This is a genomic window from Paraburkholderia flagellata (assembly GCF_021390645.1).
Taxonomy (GTDB): domain Bacteria; phylum Pseudomonadota; class Gammaproteobacteria; order Burkholderiales; family Burkholderiaceae; genus Paraburkholderia; species Paraburkholderia flagellata.
Genome location: NZ_JAJEJT010000004.1, coordinates 1 through 17,057, shown reverse-complemented (window position 1 = coordinate 17,057; position 17,057 = coordinate 1). Strand labels below are relative to the sequence as shown.

The 17,057-nt window shown below is 62.3% G+C and carries 18 protein-coding genes and 1 pseudogene; 8 read left to right on the top strand and 11 right to left on the bottom strand.

What is annotated here, in order from left to right:
• Positions 1 to 501 precede the first annotated feature (501 nt).
• A complete protein-coding gene (locus L0U83_RS30700) occupies positions 502 to 798 on the top strand; it encodes a type II toxin-antitoxin system CcdA family antitoxin (RefSeq protein WP_233889069.1) in 297 nt (98 codons plus the stop codon).
• Positions 799 to 1,200: 402 nt separating this feature from the next.
• Complete coding sequence (locus L0U83_RS30695; RefSeq protein WP_233887965.1) at positions 1,201 to 1,416, top strand: hypothetical protein; 216 nt, start codon at positions 1,201 to 1,203, stop codon at positions 1,414 to 1,416.
• A 75-nt stretch (positions 1,417 to 1,491) separates the two neighbouring features.
• Here the strand turns inward: L0U83_RS30695 and L0U83_RS30690 are convergent, their stop codons facing one another.
• Positions 1,492 to 1,731: a helix-turn-helix domain-containing protein gene (locus L0U83_RS30690; protein WP_233887964.1), complete on the bottom strand. Its 240-nt coding sequence runs from the start codon at positions 1,729 to 1,731 to the stop codon at positions 1,492 to 1,494.
• 306 nt (positions 1,732 to 2,037) lie between these two features.
• On the opposite strand from L0U83_RS30690, the gene L0U83_RS30685 reads away from it, so the two are divergent.
• The 5 genes from L0U83_RS30685 to L0U83_RS30670 all read left to right on the top strand — a co-directional run bounded on the left by L0U83_RS30685 (position 2,038) and on the right by L0U83_RS30670 (position 5,712).
• The gene (locus L0U83_RS30685; protein WP_233887963.1) at positions 2,038 to 2,556 is read left to right on the top strand and encodes a 3'-5' exoribonuclease; all 519 of its coding nucleotides are present in this window, start codon (positions 2,038 to 2,040) and stop codon (positions 2,554 to 2,556) included.
• 87 nt (positions 2,557 to 2,643) lie between these two features.
• Complete coding sequence (locus L0U83_RS30680) at positions 2,644 to 3,090, top strand: antitoxin Xre/MbcA/ParS toxin-binding domain-containing protein (protein ID WP_233887962.1); 447 nt, start codon at positions 2,644 to 2,646, stop codon at positions 3,088 to 3,090.
• A gap of 628 nt (positions 3,091 to 3,718) precedes the next feature.
• The gene (locus L0U83_RS30675) at positions 3,719 to 4,192 is read left to right on the top strand and encodes an antitoxin Xre/MbcA/ParS toxin-binding domain-containing protein (RefSeq protein WP_233887961.1); all 474 of its coding nucleotides are present in this window, start codon (positions 3,719 to 3,721) and stop codon (positions 4,190 to 4,192) included.
• 501 nt (positions 4,193 to 4,693) lie between these two features.
• Positions 4,694 to 4,828 carry a hypothetical protein gene (locus L0U83_RS40615; RefSeq protein ID WP_267939616.1) on the top strand — a complete coding sequence of 45 codons (135 nt, stop codon included), beginning with the start codon at positions 4,694 to 4,696 and terminating at the stop codon, positions 4,826 to 4,828.
• A 407-nt stretch (positions 4,829 to 5,235) separates the two neighbouring features.
• Positions 5,236 to 5,712: a 3'-5' exoribonuclease domain-containing protein gene (locus L0U83_RS30670; protein ID WP_233887960.1), complete on the top strand. Its 477-nt coding sequence runs from the start codon at positions 5,236 to 5,238 to the stop codon at positions 5,710 to 5,712.
• A 477-nt stretch (positions 5,713 to 6,189) separates the two neighbouring features.
• On the opposite strand, the gene L0U83_RS30665 is transcribed toward L0U83_RS30670, so the two are convergent.
• Positions 6,190 to 6,327, bottom strand: coding sequence for a hypothetical protein (locus tag L0U83_RS30665; RefSeq protein ID WP_233887959.1), 138 nt, complete (start codon positions 6,325 to 6,327; stop codon positions 6,190 to 6,192).
• A gap of 338 nt (positions 6,328 to 6,665) precedes the next feature.
• Between L0U83_RS30665 and L0U83_RS30660 the strand changes: the two genes are divergently transcribed.
• Positions 6,666 to 6,935 carry a cyclic-phosphate processing receiver domain-containing protein gene (locus L0U83_RS30660; protein WP_233887958.1) on the top strand — a complete coding sequence of 90 codons (270 nt, stop codon included), beginning with the start codon at positions 6,666 to 6,668 and terminating at the stop codon, positions 6,933 to 6,935.
• 374 nt (positions 6,936 to 7,309) lie between these two features.
• Here the strand turns inward: L0U83_RS30660 and L0U83_RS30655 are convergent, their stop codons facing one another.
• The 9 genes and pseudogenes from L0U83_RS30655 to L0U83_RS30615 form a co-directional block, all read right to left on the bottom strand.
• A complete protein-coding gene (locus L0U83_RS30655; protein WP_233887957.1) occupies positions 7,310 to 7,774 on the bottom strand; it encodes an HAD domain-containing protein in 465 nt (154 codons plus the stop codon).
• A 329-nt stretch (positions 7,775 to 8,103) separates the two neighbouring features.
• Positions 8,104 to 8,508 carry a hypothetical protein gene (locus tag L0U83_RS30650; RefSeq protein WP_233887956.1) on the bottom strand — a complete coding sequence of 135 codons (405 nt, stop codon included), beginning with the start codon at positions 8,506 to 8,508 and terminating at the stop codon, positions 8,104 to 8,106.
• 510 nt (positions 8,509 to 9,018) lie between these two features.
• Positions 9,019 to 10,593: an OprD family outer membrane porin gene (locus L0U83_RS30645; protein WP_233887955.1), complete on the bottom strand. Its 1,575-nt coding sequence runs from the start codon at positions 10,591 to 10,593 to the stop codon at positions 9,019 to 9,021.
• A 92-nt stretch (positions 10,594 to 10,685) separates the two neighbouring features.
• On the bottom strand, positions 10,686 to 11,732 hold the full coding sequence (locus tag L0U83_RS30640; protein ID WP_233887954.1) for an ABC transporter ATP-binding protein: 1,047 nt from the start codon (positions 11,730 to 11,732) through the stop codon (positions 10,686 to 10,688).
• Positions 11,729 to 12,730 (bottom strand): ABC transporter ATP-binding protein, encoded by a 1,002-nt coding sequence (locus L0U83_RS30635; protein ID WP_233887953.1) that lies wholly within the window; start codon positions 12,728 to 12,730, stop codon positions 11,729 to 11,731. The genes L0U83_RS30640 and L0U83_RS30635 overlap by 4 nt, the downstream gene beginning before the upstream one ends.
• A 1-nt stretch (position 12,731) precedes the next feature.
• Entirely contained in the window at positions 12,732 to 13,616 is an 885-nt protein-coding gene (locus tag L0U83_RS30630) for an ABC transporter permease (protein WP_233887952.1), read from the bottom strand.
• Between the two features lie 16 nt (positions 13,617 to 13,632).
• A complete protein-coding gene (locus L0U83_RS30625) occupies positions 13,633 to 14,571 on the bottom strand; it encodes an ABC transporter permease subunit (protein WP_233889068.1) in 939 nt (312 codons plus the stop codon).
• Between the two features lie 18 nt (positions 14,572 to 14,589).
• Positions 14,590 to 16,203: pseudogene (locus L0U83_RS30620) on the bottom strand (peptide ABC transporter substrate-binding protein); the annotation flags it as partial.
• Between the two features lie 444 nt (positions 16,204 to 16,647).
• Positions 16,648 to 17,057 (bottom strand): cupin domain-containing protein (locus L0U83_RS30615; protein WP_373321147.1); only part of this gene is annotated, 410 nt, incomplete at its 5' end.

Below are 17,057 nucleotides of genomic sequence, written 5' to 3'. Positions count from 1 at the left end.
GGCTCGAGATTCATGTGCAGATTATTTCGCTCCCGATTCAGACTGGCCAATGTATCCCGTCGCGTCGTCGACCCAATTGACCTGAGTCTGGCGCGTGAGGCTCCGGCAGCTAAGGACGGCGCCGAGTGGGTGGATGCTATCTTTGGGCGACTCATCCATGGGAGCCCGACATGAATAGCGCACTGACTTCATCGGGGCCAGTAACTGCTGAACCGTACGAGAACTTTGAGCTTGCGATGCCGTCGCTATGGCGACCGGCAGAGAATTGGAGAACTCCATGAGTACTAAGACGACCCTTGCGCGTCACTGCGACGAAGGCGACGACCCGGCTTGGCATCTTTATGAAGAGGTTTTCGAGTCAGTAGTGGTCTAGCTCGAACTTGAGGGCGTCGCCATTGAGATGACGTCTTTCGTCGGCTGCGCGGCTCGGTCACAAACTACGATGATCCAACTGAACCCGTCGAAAAAGACGAATGAGGAGCGGTGAGCGTCAAACCCGGAATGTGTTGCTCGTGGCAACATGTGAGGGATCAGTCAGTCCGGAGATTCCCAACGACGGCACACAATACGGCACCCCCGAAGAGGTCCACGAACGTTTCGCTCGCGGAAAATCTTCCTGCCGAAGCCACGGATCTCGGCATCAAAGTATCGCAAGCAGCCGAGGTGGGATTGGCCAGGGCGGTCACAGACAAGCGAGCCGAGGTTTGGATGGAGCAAAACGCGGATGCAATCGCGAGTTCGAACGAGTACGTGGAAAAGCGCGGCCTGCCGCTGCCCCAGTTTCGGAACTTTTGGTGAGCTGGTTAGCGTATATCCAGGCTCGTCAAGCAACCCATATCTTTGCGACGTGCAAGCTGACGCTATGAGTCACTTAAACGGTGAGGTACGGGTGGCCCACCCAATTCGCGTGGAGCGCTGCTGCCCGTGTGCCGTCTACCTGCAAGGCGGGAACCTGGTTGTCTGGAGCCCAGCAGCGAGCTTGCGAAAATCGCCACGGAGTTTCCAGAAGATCTTTTACGGATGAGAAGCTGTCTCAGGGTCATCGGACGCACAGCGCCAGATGACGTCCTCGTGCTTGCGTGGGCACGGTATTCGGATAGCCTGTGCGCTGGCTGGCTAACGCTGCCAGAGAACGGGACCACGCTGACAAAGATATTGCTGTCTTACCTGCCAGAGGCCTGCGTCCCGACCGGAGATGCGATGCTCACCACCCTCGAGGAAGCTGATGGTGAAACCGGGAATGCTGTCCTCATGTTACCGCTGGATCTGCTGGATCGACTCGGATGGAAAACTGGCGATATGCTTTCACTCAGCGAGGATGCCGGGGGCGGGCTCACATTGCGCCGTGGCTATGGCGAAGACAATGCGACCGGCATCCTTCCCCTCCCTTCAAGAAAACTTGAATCGATCAACTGAGAGACGCGGGAAAGCAATCGGCAACAAATGGCCTCATGAAAAGGTGGAAAATGATCCATCCCCGACCTGCCGATGTCACCTTGAATCAATCGCTAATCCGCCTTGATCAAAGAGGACCAGATTCTCAAGTTCGCGTTCAACTCGCGATTTGGTTTTTTGTACCTCGCTCTCCGATGCCCCCGCCGTGTAGGCGTAGATTAGTAACGTCAACGGATGGACGTCAATATCGTTGGCGATTCCTTCCAACTTGTCGAGCGTCGGGCTTTGTCGGCCCCTTTCGACCGAACTCAAGTATGTCCGACTGGTTGCGGTCATCGATTCCTGGGAAACGGCCCGGTATCGCCGAGCCGCCTTGAGAGCTCTCCCCAAGCCGCTGCGAAGTGACTGATTGCTCACGATGGTCAAATAGGAGCAATGTCATCGGATGCACTTGATTGAGCTACAATCTATAATGTGCAAAATGTAACAAGATCTGGCTCCTCTTGTGCCCGAACGAGACAGACTTCAGCGCCGGCGAGCTGGCATCGCCCTGTATTAGGGTCCTGAAATAGTCCTTCGCGCGGGGAGCATGTGGCGCCATCCGGGCTCGGTCAACATGCACTGGTCGGAGGTGAGGCGTCGATGATCGATACGAGCTTTCACGGTGCGATCGTATTTCCTGTACAGCACGGTGACTTCACCGAAAGGAACACGCGGTACTTCATCGACACCGAGTACACCAGTTTTGGGTCCTGCCAGCTCATCAGCCTCGCTATCGCCGGGGAGAACGGCGACGATTTCTACGGTGAGCGGACCGATTACGATGAGGCGCTATGCAGTGACTTTGTGCATGCGGTGGTGCTGCCCCAACTAGGCCGCATCGAGGGGTGCGCAATGCCATTTGAACAACTGCGTGAAGCCCTGCGCGTGTGGCTCGGAGAAATTTCACCTATGTCGGGGCCGATACTCTGCTACGACCATGAAACGGACTTGAACCTGCTCCGGTTCCTGCTTGCAGCCCCTTTGCCGCGCGGCTGGACGCTCGAAAACATCGCTGGCCGGTGCGATGCCCAGCGGCGTGCGGCGTATTTCGAGCAGCACGGCGGGGAGCACCACGCACTGCACGACGCGCGGGCTAATTTCTACGCCTTCGCCGGCTGAGCGCGGCGTTCTCATCTCGAGCAACGTGGGCAAGACTGAAGGAGCAGAGCGGCGTGATGGGCGGGCTCACATGGAACCGAGCCAGGCATGAGCGATCTGCATATGGTGCAAGGTGTGCATATCCGCAAGAGCGACGCCTCGATGCTTCGGGCGGCCAGAGGGGCTGTATTCGAAGCGAGCGACTGGCTGACCGCGGAGCAGGTCGCCGGGCTCGCGTGCCCGGACGCATCTGGGTCGCCAGTGCGGCCCGATTGCTGGATAGCAGAGGGCCGGATCTTTTCGGTCAGGTACGGACAACACGACTACTTCCCAGCCTACGGTCTGGATCCTGAACGCCAGTATCGACCGGTAGCGGCGCTTGCAGATGTCCTTCGAGTCTTTGACAGCACGAAGGACGGCTGGCACCTCGCGTACTGGTTTGCATCGGTGAACAGGTACCTGGGTGGCAAGCGTCCACTCGATCTGCTTGCAACGGAGCCCGGGCGTGTGATTGCCGCGGCGCAGGTGGAGGCTAGAGGGGTTTGGCATGGCTAGTCGCGACGTCAATACGCAACGAACTTGCATGGGGGTTGCGTCCGCCGGCCGGTGGGAGGGAAGGGGATATTCGCGAGAGAGGCTGCACGCGCGCATGGAGTCAGCTGCACGCGTTACTGGCTGCCTGCATCAATCTTTGAGGCGTCGGCTGGGCAGGTGAGGCATGTGCGTCGCCCGATCTATGGCGGAGGAGAGCGTTGCGCACTGCGGTCACGGTCGATGACCGACTGCGTGGAAGGCGCTGCGCAGTCTCGATATGTTTCGGTCACCATCAGCCACCGCCGAGCGGGAGGACAGGATGATAGATGCCAATGAAGAATCGGAGCGAGGCGATCCCGAGCTCGTGCTGGGACGGATCCCGGCGCGGTCCGGTCAGCCAGCCGCTGAAGGGAGTCTCGCTGGGCTGGGGGGACGGGTCGTCGTGTATACGAGGATGCAACCGACGTGTTTGAAAGTGCCGTGCCCGGCGTTCAGTGGCTGCGGACGCGAAACCAGACTCTGGGACCGGCGAGACAGTTGATTTGCTGTCGGATGCAGACGGGGTGGACCGGGTCCAAACGACGCTCGCACGCATCCGCCATGGGACAGGAGTGTAGGCCTCACTGGGTCAGGATGGACAGGAGCGTAGATGGCTAAAAGCAAGCCCCCTGAGCGGGAAGCTCTCTGGCAATACCGTGTCATGGAGTTCGGCGAAGGCAATGAAACCTGGCGTGACATCCGCGAGGTTTATTACTGCGATGGCCGCCCTGAATGCTACTCGGTCGAGACTGCCAGCCCTTTCTGGTTCGCAGACGAAGGCGATGAGGCTGCGATGCGCGTGCTGGACCGGATGCGCGAGGCCCTGAGCCGGCCTGTCCTGAGGCCGCGTGATTTTGTCGCGCGCAAAACACCTGCTGCCCGGTCAACATTCTTTGTTCGCGTTTCCGCGATGTTTGATCAGGCGACGGGCGTTTTTGGTTGCGAGGAAGGTGCGGAGGGCTGGCTTGAAACTCCGGCCTACGGGCTCGATGGGCGAAGGCCCGTTGATCTTCTGCGAAGTGCCGAAGGCACAAGAGTTATCTATGACCTCCTGACCCGGCTCGACTATGGAACGTACACCTGACGGCGCCGGCAAAGGGAACAGGCAGGCGCGAATATCGCTGCAACATAGTTCAGGAAATCACTGTCTGCGCGTGTGATCACTGCGGCCGGCACATGATCCCTGGCGACGTGGATTGACAGGTGGGCGTCGTTCATCGGGTACGGCGGCGATGCCCCGGATTTCGGAGATGGCGCGCGTCACCAACGTCCTGTGCCAGCGCGTGTGCGCGACACACCCGGGGCTGCGCGTGACGCCCGGGCCCGCAGATGGCGCTCGCCTCGAGCGCGTGCGGCGGATGATGGCGCGTACGCCTCTCTGGGGGCAGCCAGTGGCCGAAGAAGGCAACCTGTTGCGCGAGAGAGCACCCGAAGCCGGAGCACTGTCGGGTGAGCCGGGTACCCATGAAGATGTTTTCGCGGAGGGCCGACGCAATCGCCGGGACGCAGACCGTGGAGCATCCCGCTTGGGGGAGGTGTGCGCATTTTCGAAAACCGCATCGGAGCACAAGGGTAGGGGTAAAGCATGTTCGAATATCAGGATAAGGTCGTGCAGGACATTGCCGCCTGTACCTGTGACCGCTGCCAGCGCCGCATGACGCCCGACGACTTTGAGTGGCAGGAGAAGTTGTCGGTCTCTTTCCACGGGGGCTACGGCTAGATTTTTGGTGATGGAAACAAGCTCGAAATCGACCTGTGCCCGCAGTGCGTCAAGGAAACACTCGGAGCATGGCTGCGGATCTCTCAATCGGAGGGGGGCCTGATTGAGCGCGGCATTGACAATTCCGGTGCTGGCCAGGGATACCCGGCTGACTGCCGCCCGGTTCCGCGAGCGTCCGGGCAGGAACCGTTCTGTACTTCCTTTCGAGTCGGTCGAACACCTCATTGCTGGGCTTACCGTTACCTTGCCAGGCAGTCGGAACTTCTCCAGCTCCGCGGCAAGCTCAACTGGCACGGTGACCTCGATGCCATGCGACGGGACGATGACGTCGGCGAGGAATGACACTTGGGCGCGTCAATTCAGCGCGCCTTGCACCGCTGGCTCGAAGCAACCGGGACACAACGTCGATGACTGGACCACGCAGCCCATGGAAGACCCGCTATTTCCTCGATACCGAGTTCACGTCGTTCGAGTCTTGCGAGCTGATCTCGCTGGCGATTGTGGGCGAAGACGGGCGCGAGTTCTACGCGGAGGTGTCCGACTTCGAGCGTGCGCTGTGTAGTGATTTTGTGCGGCAAACGGTGCTGCCGCAGCTGGGCAATCCGCCCGGCCGCGCCATGCCGGCCCGTCAGGTGCGCCAGGAACTGCTGGCGTGGCTCGCCGAGGTGCCACTCAAGCCCACGCCAGTTCTCTGCTTCGACTATGAAGGCGATCTCCGGCTGGTCGAGCACCTGCCCGGGTATCGCCTGCCGAAAGGCTGGAAGACTGAAAATGTCTATCGCCGGATCAATGACCTCGAGAAAGAGCGGTTTTTCATGGAGTCCGGCCTGAGCGATCACCACGCCCTGCACGATGCCCGCGCGAATGCATATGCGTTCACCTGATCCCGTCGCCGCCCGGCTGACCCGGGAGCCTATGGTGGCGTTTCGGAGTCTATGGTGGCGTTTCGGAATAGCTATGGTGGCGTTTCGGAGTCTATGGTGGCGTTTCGGAATACGGTTGGTGCATTTCTGTATGGATTTGGTGCTCCAAACGGCATGGAAATGCCTGCTTTGTTAGGCAGGAGCCGGCGAATACGCTGTTTATATTCCGAAACGCCACCATAAACCTTCAGAAACGCCACCGTGCGTATTCCGAAACGCCACCATAGACTCCGAAACGCCACCATGGCGAGGCAACCGGGCGCTTCGCTGGATGATGTCAGCGGGCGGCAACTTCGTCGGTGTCCGCACCGAGGACCTCACCCGTCATCACGCCAACGATCGAGGGATTCGCATCCTACAGGTGCCCCGGGCCCCACCCGGTAACCGTAGAGCCGATGCAGCCGCGGCGATGGCACATGAGCGCGAGTAGCCCGCTTCTCAGTGAACGACCACTGACGTTATTGCATCCGGCATGCCTTCGACGACGACACGAATGCCCTCGGTGCGTTCAAGCGTGACCGCGTCGGTGAGCTTGGCACGGGCCCTGTTGGACAGGTCCAGGTTCAGGAAATCCACGTCGGCAAAGCCCAGGCGCAGGACATGGAGGAAGCTACCGAGGGCGGCAGGCGGCCGCGCTGGCACCGTGATCGGGATGATGGCGATCTATGCCAGGATTGGCAGACGTTCTGCATCCGGCTATGACAGCGCGAAGACCTGGCGCAGGCCGTCATCTGACCGCCTGTAGAGGTTCCCGAGGATGACCTGCAGGCGCTGCGCCATGCCGTGTCTCCCAAAAAATCCGGCATCGCCGGTAGGTCGCGATGACGCGTGTACAGAGCTGCTAACACAGGCCGGTCGTCAGCCTGCGGGGATATGGCAACATAGCCAGATCGGACCGGACCGGCGAGGGCGAAGTGAAAGTCTTTCTGGACGATGAACGCATTACACCCGACGGCTGGGTGCGCGCATTCTGGCCTGACGAGGCCATCGCGCTTCTCAGAACGGGAGAGGTGACCGAACTGTCGCTCGACCACGATCTGGGTGACGATGCGCGCGGCACGGGCTACACGGTTCTGCTATGGCTGGAAGAGCAGGTCGCCGTGTACAGCATGCCACCGCCGGTCATTCACGTACATTCGGCAAACCCGTCCGCCCGCCTGAAAATGGACGCGGCTATTACGTAGATAGCGCGGCACGCGAATCAGCGCCGGCCCGCATGAAGCCGATGGCAGGGCTTGTTCGCGGTCGGTGTCACCCGGATGCGGTCAACGAGTCGCTTGCGCTCACGCGAAAAAGGCGCGGAGGGCATGGTCGGGCGCAGGTTCAGTCTTCAGGGTGCGGTTTGCGGCCGCGAATCAGCCGCCCGATGAGCCAGCCGACCACGGCGGCGCCTGCCGGGATATAGAGCAACGGCAGGAGAAATCCCAGGGACATGCTCATGGCAGGGCTCCAGGCTGGACAAAGGCACGAAGGACGCACCGATAACACAGTATATCCATCCTCTGCGGCGAGATTCTCTCCTGCCATCAGGCTCAAGCCAGGCTGTCTTACCGGAGCTTTACGAGCGCACGTGCAGCGACTGCTGCACCGACGAGGACGACAGGCCGGTGGCAGCATCGCAGGGGATGAGACGGGTATCACTCGCGGCCGCGTTCACCACGCTCAGATGATCGTCGAGGGCCAGCCAGCGGGTGACGTTTCTGTGCTTTACCTCCGTCAGGATCTCATCCATCCGTGAGGGACCGTAAGCTTGCACCACGCCATCGAACCGGGTGCCAAGCGGGCCGAGCAGTTGCACCAGGCTCGGGTCATCGAACAGCCGGCGCCAGTCCGAACTGACCACGATGCGGACCTCGGGAAATGGGTCGAGCAGTGTCTCCGGGATCGGTCGCCAGCGAAAGAGCGTAGGGTACCTCGCCAGCTGGCCGTTCCCGTCGAGCGCAATCTCGCCCAGCGGATGGAGAACGCCATCGAGGTCCAGAAACAGTATCGGGTGGTCCACGGATTCCCTGCGCGTCGTCATTGACATTCCCGCTTACCCGAGGATCCGTGTGTGCCGAAGCCCCCCGGCTTGTCCGCTGACGACCCCGATCGCTTGGGATTCGCGCGTGTCGGGCCGCCCAGGACCACTATAGGCACGTCCTCGTCGGGATATCAATCCGCAACCGTGACCGGGCGGGCATGTTGCCTGTCGACCTCTCACCGGAGGCGGTCGACACGTGGATGGACGCGGTCATCGTTGTCGGGTGGCGGGATGGGACACGAAGGCTTTACGAGCCTCACCATGGTGCTCATGGCGCATGGTTGCGTATGACTTTGTCAGAACCGCTCGCAGCGCTTGCGTGCGGGGCGTCATGAATCTCCGTCCGTATGGGCAGGGCAGCGTGTCATCATCCAGCCCCTCCTGCTCATGAGCTTGCCGCGGTTGCCGCATACTTCGCACAGCCGGGTACTCATCGTCACGGCCAGTTCGATCATCGAATGCTGTCGGGCGTCTGCCCCGTCTGCGTAGAAGCGCAGGGCTCCGAATTTTTCCTTGACCTGCGCTGCAACCACCTGCGGCGCACCTTCGGATTCCGTCGCTCCCTGCAGGTTCAGGGCCAACGCGTCAAGCAGATCGAACCAGCCGTCTCCACATTCGAATCCCCATACGGGAAATGGAGCCGGCGCAGGGCCGAACGGGTCCCGAACTGGAGGCGCGGCGACGAAGATGAGTGGATACCGCTCGCGCAGAATCTTCGACAGTTCGTCACGCATCAGTACCTCTGGCTTCGTTGGCTTTGCAGCGGTCGGCCATTAATTTTCGCATACGAGCTGATCCTCGACAGCACTCCGTTCGGACACGATCGACTGGCAGTCGGTAGACAAAATCCGAAACGTTGCATTGCGTTTCGCGTGCGTCAAGGGAGCATGCTCCGGGAGCGAGGAAGCATGTCTTTGCTGTTCGGCTGCTGATGGGCCCGCGTTTCCGACGTAACACCAAACCGCTATGGAGTGGTCCGAAGGAACGACTCCTTCGGCCTGCCGTTTCACGCGGCCTCGACCGACTCCGGACCTCGAGGCAGTTCAGACAATGGCGTCAAAGTGGAGGTAAGCGGCTTGATGAGCAGGCAATATGCCCGCGACGTGCGGGCCTTGCTGTCACTTGGCGCTGGCCATGATAAGGGGCGTTATCGCGGCTTGCGTTCGAGAGATGGGCGCTCGAGGAGGGGGGCGGCAAATCTCCGCCCAGCTTGCCAACCTCACCGATCGGCACGCGGTCCGGCTTCAATGGACATTGATCATTTCTCGTAATGTACCGTGGCACCAGCGTTCTGCGTATGTCCATGTGGTGTCACCTAATCGGTAAGTGAAAAACTCGTGGTGCGAGCCGTGCACGGGCTGCCCGTTTCTCCAGTAGAGGCTATAGAACGGGCTCGCGGACGTCGGGTTGGCGGCTGCACCCGCCGACGCATCGGCGCCCCAGCCGAGTGCGTACCAGAGCATGGCTTTCGCGCCCGGCAGGCCCGCATAGGCGCCATCGAAACCATAGCGCACCTGGAACGACTGCTCATGCGGCGCGTTGTAGTCCACGTCCATCGAGTTGACGAGATAGTCGCCTGCCGTCTCGTTCACATAGTCGTAGAACTGGTCGCCGAGAATCTGCTGGTAGCCGAGCAGGAGCGAATGCGGGCCGTGCTGTGCGGCAAGCGAAAGACTGTACGCGTTGCTGTCGATGGGGCCCTGCATCGCGCTGCCTTGCTCGTGCGTCGAGTAAATGTTGAAGAAGCCGGTCCACTTGATCGTCGAAGGGTCGCCGTAGCTCTGCTGCAAGGACGCGTAGTACTGGCGCCAGACGTCGTCGGCCTGGTTGGCGAAAAGCGAGAGGCTCCCGTTCTTGCTGTAGTCCCAGCTGCCGCCCAAGTAGCTGAAGCGCTTGAATTTCACGCCGCCGTACGAGGTCGAGAGGTCGACGAGATTGGTGTGGCCGCGCGGATTGACCTTCGTGAAACTGCCCGCCTGGAGCACGGCGTCGGAAACGTCCTTGCTCACGAGCGAGACGCCGAGGAACGTGGGCGGCAGTGCGCGGTTGTCGTGCGGCTCGAAGAACGGGTTGTCCGACACCATTTGCAGGCCGTACTTCGCGACCGTATCGGAAATGCGGGCCTTGACGTCCCAGATGCCAGGGTAGGCCCACGCAAGCTGATTCGAGCCGCCGCCGTCCTTGCCCACGTGCACCATGTTCCCCGCGCCCTGGCCGCCGTCGAGTTTCAGCGCGCCGTAGAGCGACGCGTCAAGGCCGAGACCGACGAGCCCCTGCGTATAGCCCGAGGTGTAGTCGAGCATCGCGCCCTGCACCCACGCATGGCGATGCGGACCGCCTTCGTTGTCGAAGTGATCGAGGTAGTTGCGAAGGTTTAGGGTGAGGCTGCTATCCGCTATGAAGCCCTTGCTTTGCGCCTGGCTCGACTGCGGCGCTTTCGGGTTGTCGGCCCGCACGGTTTGGTCGGCGTGCTGATCCGGCGAGCCGGATGCGAGGCGGTCGACCGCGTTGGGCTCCACAAGCGGGTCCGCGTGCTGCGCGTGCATCTGCACGGCGGCTGAGGATTGTCCCGGCTGCGTTGCGGCCTGCGCGTTCGCAGGCCCGGTACTTTTGGCCGATTTGCGGCGCGCCTTGTTGCGGGTCTTTTTCGCGTTGACTGGCGCGGCTTGCTGAACCTGCGCCTGCGCAGCGGGTTGCCCGTTCTGCGTGTTCTGTTGAACACCTGCGGTTTGCGCAGCCGCCGCAAGGCTCAGCGGCAGGCCGAGCGCGAGCAGCGCGAGTCGCGCACCGGTGCTGTTGTCTCTTCGTTCCCTTCTCATCAAGTCTCCCTTCACGTGTTAGTTGTTCATTCGCAGTCAATCAGGAATGCGAAACGATTGTGATACCCGCTGGCGTGGGCGAAGCGGGTATTTCAGGCGGCAATGAAGTCGCCAGCTGCGCGCGGGTGCCAGCAGGCGACGATCGAACCGCCGAGGCTGGTGACGGCCGGTTCAGGCGCCGCTGCGGCGCACTGGGCAGAGGCCTTCGGGCAGCGTGTGCGGAATGCGCAGCCTGAAGGCGGATTGAGCGGCGAGGGAATCTCGCCGCGTAGCAGTGGTGCGTGGCGCCCGCGCTCGCGCTTCGGGTCGGCCACCGGTACGGCGTCGAGCAGTGCGCGCGTGTAGGGATGCGCGGGATCGTCGTACACCGCTTCTCGCGTGCCGAGTTCCATGACGCGACCGAGGTACATGACCATGACGCGATGGCTGAGCGTCTTGACTACGGCGAGGTCGTGGCCGACGAACAGCAGCGAGAGCGCGAGGTCGCGCTGCAGGTCACGCAGCAGATTGACGATCTGCGCCTGAATGGAGACGTCGAGTGCGGAAACCGGTTCGTCACAGATCACGAGCGCGGGTTCGCCGATCAACGCGCGCGCGATGCCGACACGCTGGCACTGACCGCCCGAGAATTCGTGCGCGCGGCGTTCGAGGTGATGCGCGTTCAGGCCGACACGCTCGAGCATCGTGAGCACACGGCGCGCGATTTCCTTGCGGCCCAGGTGCGGCGCGTGCGCGCGCAAGGGTTCGGCCACGATCTCGCCGATCGACATGCGCGGATCGAGCGAAGCGAGTGGATCCTGGAAGATCATCTGCACGCCGCGGCGCAGCGTGCCGAGGCGCCGTTGCGTCCCGAAAACGGTTTCTTCGCCTTGCCACGTCACGCTGCCCGATGCGACGGGCGAGAGGCCGATCACGGCGCGCGCGAGCGTGGACTTGCCGCAGCCCGATTCGCCCACGAGCCCGAGCGTTTCGCCGCGGCGCACATCGAACGAGATACCGTTCACGGCGTGCAGTTGCGCTTTCTGCCACGGCCACGGGCCGCGTGCTACGCGAAAATTCACAGCGAGGTCGCGTACGCGCAGAAGCGTGTCGTCAGGCATGCCAGGCGTTTTCGTGTGCGCTTTTGTGTGATTCGTCATGCGTGGGCTCCCAGTTCGGCCTTATCGCTGATGGGTAGATGGCATGCTCGCGAACGCAAATATGGCGGCGCACCGATGGATTCGAGCGGCGGCATCTGCGTGTGGCATCGCTCCAGCGCCGCCGCGCAGCGGGGCGCGAATGCGCAGCCGGCGCCACCGCTGCCCGGCACGGGCGGATTACCCGGGATCGTGTGCAACGGGGCGCCGCCTGGCGCATCGAGGCGCGGCCGCGCGCCCAGCAATCCGGCGGTGTACGGATGCAGCGGATGCGCGAACAAATCGCGCGCGCTTGCCTTCTCCACCGTGCGGCCCGCGTACATCACCATGACGTCGTCGCAAAGCTCAGCCACCACGCCCATGTCGTGCGTGATGAGCACGATGGCCGTGCCGCGCTCGCGATTCATCTCGCGTAACAGCGCCATGATCTGCGCCTGAACGGTGACGTCGAGCGCCGTGGTCGGCTCGTCGGCGATCAGCACATCGGGCTCCATCATCAGCGCCGCCGCGATCAACACGCGCTGGCGCATGCCGCCCGAGAACTCGTGCGGATACATGCCGATGCGCTGCGCCGCGTCGGGAATGCGCACGCGTTCGAGCGCTTCGATCGCGCGCTGGCGCGCCGTGCGCCGCGAGACCTTGCGGTGCAACTGCAACGCTTCGGTCATTTGCCGTTCGACGGTGAGGAACGGGTTCAGCGAGGTCATCGGGTCCTGGAAGATCATGGCGACGCGGTCACCGCGAATGCGGTTTAGCGCGCGTGGTTTCATGGCAAGAAGATTCTCGCCGCGCAGGCGTGCGTGACCGGTGGCGCGCCCATTCGACGCGAGCAGCCCCAGCAGCCCCATGACGGATTGACTTTTGCCGGACCCCGATTCGCCGACGATACCGAGTGTGCCGCCGGCATCGAGCGAAAACGACACGTCGTGCACGACCTTCACGGGCGGTCCGTCGCGGCGCTCGAAACGCACGCTCAGGTCCTGGACTTCGAGCAGGGCCATGTCAGCGCTCCCGTGGGTCGAGTGCGTCGCGCAGACCGTCGCCGACGAAATTCACGCAGTAGAGCGTCGTGCAGAGCAGCGCAGCGGGGCAGAGCAGCAGCCACGGCATGGCATCGAGCTTTTGCGCGCCGTCCTGGATCAGCACGCCCCAGCTCGTCATGGGCTCCTGAACGCCAAGGCCGAGAAACGACAATACGGACTCCGTAAGAATGATTGTTGGCACGGTAACGGTGGCGTAGACGGCGACGATGCCTGCGAGATTCGGCACGATATGGCGCGCGACGATCGCCGCGGGCCGCACGCCAATGGCGCGCGCGGCGTCGACGAATTCGCGCGAGCGCAGCGAGAGCGTTTGGCCGCGCACCACGCGAGCCATGTCGAGCCAGGAAAACGCGCTGATGGTGAGCACGACGAGCGAGAACGCGCGCCCGAACAGCGTGACCATGAGAATGGCGATCAGCATGTAGGGGATCGCGTACATCATGTCGACGATACGCATCATCACGGCGTCCACGCGGCCGCCCAGATAGCCGGCCGTTGCGCCGTAGATCACGCCGACCAGCGCGGAAACGAAGGCACCGAGCAGCCCAACCTCGAGCGAGACGCGCCCGCCAACCAGCGTGCGCGCCAGCAAGTCGCGGCCCAGTTCGTCGGTGCCGAACCAGTGACCGCCCTGAAGCGTAGGAGCGAGGCTGATCGCGCTCCAGTCGTTGTCGATGGGCGAATTGGGCAGGAACAGGGGACCCGCGAAGCAGGCCAGCGCGATGAGGGCGAGCAGTACGACGCTTGCGAGCGCAGCACGGTGCTGCACGAAGCGCGCCAGCGCGGGCGGCAAGCGACGCTTCTGCGCGGTGGCGGCTGGCGCAATGAGACCAGATGCGTTCATGGTGGCAGAGCCTTCGTTAGTAACGGATGCGCGGATCGAGCCACGCATAGGCGAGGTCGACGAGCAGATTGAAGAGCACGGCGCAGACCGTGGTGAGGACGACCAGGCCGAGCACGAGCGTGTAGTCGCGGTTGACCGCGCCGTTCACAACCAGTTGACCGAGCCCAGGGAGCGCGAAAACCGATTCGGTGACGACGGCCGCCGTGATCGACGAAATGCAGACCGGGCCGAGCAGCGAGACGACGGGCATGAGCGCGGGGCGCAGGGCGTGGCGCAACACGATGGTGTGCGCGGGCAAGCCCTTGGCGCGCGCCGTGCGGATGAAGTTGCCGGAGAGCACCTCGATCAGGCTGCCGCGCATGACGCGCGCGATCGCGGCCATGTTGATGATGACGAGCAGCGCGACGGGCAGCACGCGGTGACGCCAGTCGCCGTCGCCCCAGCCGCCTGCGGGCAAGAGGCCGTTGCCGTCTGCCGATTTGAGCAGGATCGCGAAGCCAAGCACGAGAACCGGACCGAGCACGAACGGCGGCACGACGTTGCCGAGATTGCCGAGCAGCATCACGGCGTGGTCGACCACGCTGTTGCGGCGCACGGCGGCCAGCGTGCCGAGCGCAACGCCGAACAGTACCGCGAGCGGAATGGAGAGGCCTCCGATGCCAAGGCTCACCGGCGCGGCCTTCTTCACTAGCTCGTTGACCGACCAGTCGGCGTAGCGGAACGAACTGCCGAGGTCGCCGTGCAGCAGCGCGCCGAGATAGCGGAGATATTGTTGCCACAGCGGCTCGTCGAGGTGATAGCGCGCGTTGAGATTGGCCATTACTGCGGCGGAGAGGCGCTTGTCGGTGTCGAACGGACCACCGGGCGTGAGATGCAGCAGCAGAAAGCAGGCGGTGATGACCGCGAGCACGGTCGGCACCGACCACAGCACGCGGCGCAGGGTGTAGGCGAGCATGGGAAGGGTCCTGCGTGAGTGCTTCAGGATGTACATGTCCTGGGTGGCGCGCTCATCGATGTAATTCGTGAGCGAATAGCCGCCAACGAACGGTTTGACGAGCCGGGCGGCCGAATACTGAAACATGGGCAGCAGCGGGTAGTCGTTCATCGCCAGCGCGAACGCCTGCGTGAGCATTGCCTGGCGCTTTACCTCATCGCTCTGGAGGTTGGCTTCGACGGCGGTGGCGTCCGCTTTCGTGTTGCAGCTGCGTTGATCGTTTTGCGGACTGTTGCACTGCACGAGGCTGTAGTACGTCATCGCGTCGTTATAGTCGGCGAACCAGCCGTTGCGTGCGACCTGGTACGTGCCATCGTGGCGCTGCTTGAGCAGCACTTTGAATTCCAGGTTGTCGAGCTTCGTGTTGACTCCCAGCTTGGTGCGCCATTCGCTCGCAGCGAAAAGCGCGACCTTCTTGTGGAGATCGTTGGTGTTGTAAGTGAGCGTGATCGTTAGCGGCTTCGCATCGGAAACGCCCGACGCCTTGAGCAGCGTACGCGCAGTCTCAATACGCCTGGCCATCGGCCATGAAGCCCAGTCCGGCGTGAATTGATCTGCGCCTTTGGTGCCCTTGACAATGAGCCCGTAAGCGGGAGATTCCCCGCTTTGCGTGATCTTCGAGGTAAGCAGGTCGCGATCAATCACCATCGAGAGCGCCTGACGTACACGGGGGTCACGGAGTGCCGGATCGGCGGTGTTCAGTGAGTAGTAGTAAGTCGCGATACGCAGGCCGGCCTTGATATCGGCGCTCATGGTTCTGGAAATCTGCGCGTATTGCCCGGAGGGGATCGTGAACGTCATGTCGATCTGGCCCGCCTGGTACATTCGCATGGCGGTTTCGTCGCTTTCGATCGGCAACCACGTAACCTTGGTGATAGCAACGCGGGCCGCGTTCCAGTAGCGCGGGTTCTTCATGAGGACGATGCGGTTGTTCGGCTGCCAGTCGGCGAGGACATAGGGGCCGTTGCCAACGAGGTTGCCGGGACGCGTCCACGAGGTGCCGAGCTTCGTGACCGTCGCACGATCGACGGGTGCCATTGATGAATTGGCGAGCAGTTCGGTGAGAAATGGCGTAGGCGCTTCCGTCTTCACCTCTAGCGTGTAGGGCTCGATGGCACGCACGCCAAGTGCGGTGGTCGGCTGCTTGCCTGCAATCACAGCCTTTGCGTTCTTCAGAAACTCGACGGCGATGGTATACGGCGATGCGGTTTTCGGGTCCGCGGTGCGCTGCCAGGCATAGACGAAATCGGCGGCTGTGACGGGGCGGCCGTCGCTCCATTTTGCGTCTCGACGTAGTTTGAAGACCCACGTATCGGGGGCGGGGCGCGTCCAGGACTCTGCCACGCCTGGCACGACCTTGCCCGCTGCATCGAGGCGTGTCAGACCTTCGTAGAGATCGAGGCCGATGAGATTGGCCGAATACGATTCGATGTAGGCAGGATCGAGCGATTCGACCTCGGACTGATTTTGCCGCGTCATCTCCTGCTTTGCCGCGAGCGCGGTGCCCGGGGGAATCGTGACGGCTTGAACCTGTGCGGACTGGGCGAGCGAGAACGCCGTGAGCGTCGCTGCGAAGAGAGATGAGCGTGTCATTTGGTCTCCTGATTAATGATCGTTTTGCGATGCTGGATGGCAGGGCGCCGGCGACTACGCAGTGACATTTCGGCCTGTGCCTGACCCGGCGATTACTAGCCTGATGGGCGAGTCGGGGGCGATTATTGGAAGCGGCGCGTGGCTTGTCAATCGGTGAGGATGCGCCCGGAGATTCGGACTCGTCCTATGGCGAAGGGCTCTGCGCGCTAGGTGATCTTCTAGCGCACGAATAAGCCATTGAAATTGCAGACGATATTTTTAGCGCTTGAGAAGAAGAGTGTTCAGGCGAATAGCGTACGAGCATGAAACGACGGCGCGAGGCCTCCGCTGCCGAGCAAGAGCTTTGCGTTCAATCAACCATACGGATTGGCCCGCCACCAATAAAAAGGCCGGCGTGCTTACGCACGCCGGCCTTCTTCGAATGCGTCACGAAGAATGCGCCACTCAGATCCAGAGATCGTTTTCCACCGTGCGTTCGCTGCGCGCGCCGTCGCCGGTGTTGGCCACGCCGCGCGGTTCGATCAGCAGGAGCTTCACTTCGCCAATCGCACAGGGCTTGTGTTCGGCGCCCTTCGGCACGACGGCCAGTTGGCCTGCACGTACGACGATGGGACCCTCACGCGTGTCGATGCGCAACTCGCCTTCGAGCACGATGAACGTTTCGTCAGTATCGGCGTGGCTGTGCCAGACGAAATCTCCAGCGAGCTTCACGACCTTGAACTGATAGTCGTTCATCTCGGCAACCACGCGCGGTTGCCAGTGGCCTTCGATCAGGTCGATCTTGCCGAGCAGGTCGATGGTCTGGCCCTGTCCGCGCGCGGCCGGGGCGTTGGGGTGAGCGGTGGGTGTGGCTG